The sequence below is a fragment of the uncultured Microscilla sp. genome, from assembly GCF_947493425.1.
Lineage (GTDB): Bacteria > Bacteroidota > Bacteroidia > Cytophagales > Microscillaceae > Microscilla.
In genome coordinates this window covers 1-387 of the sequence record NZ_CANLRP010000528.1, presented here as the reverse complement: position 1 = coordinate 387, position 387 = coordinate 1, and the positions used below count along the sequence as shown (strand labels likewise).

At 39.8% G+C, this 387-nt stretch carries 1 protein-coding gene; it reads left to right on the top strand.

What is annotated here, in order from left to right; all coding sequences use genetic code 11:
* The coding region (locus Q0954_RS34585) for a site-specific integrase (protein ID WP_299466814.1) at positions 1 to 387 on the top strand (387 nt) is incomplete at both ends.

The following is a 387-nucleotide window of genomic DNA, read 5'->3' as shown; positions in this document are numbered from 1 at the left end:
GTAGACATTGATTCTTTAAAAAAAGAGCACCTATTTAAACGTAATGAGCGTACTTGGATTATTAAAGAACGGGTAAAGTCTTCTACTGTTGCGAAAGTTCCTTTGCTTCCGCAAGCGCAAGTTATTTTGGATAAATATCGAGATGACCCTGTTTGTGCTGGCAAGGACAAGCTTATTCCAGTAATCTCTAACAAAAACTATAATGTATACCTGCAATCGATGGCAGAACTTGCCAGTATCGAGAAGCACTTGACAAGCCATGTAGGGCGTAGAACCTTTGCTACTTTGGTGTATAATGCGGGGACTGACCGATCAAAGCTAAAAGAAATGACTGGGCATTCAAATGAAGCAATCACAGAAATTTATGCAAGCCTTGCCAATGAAACT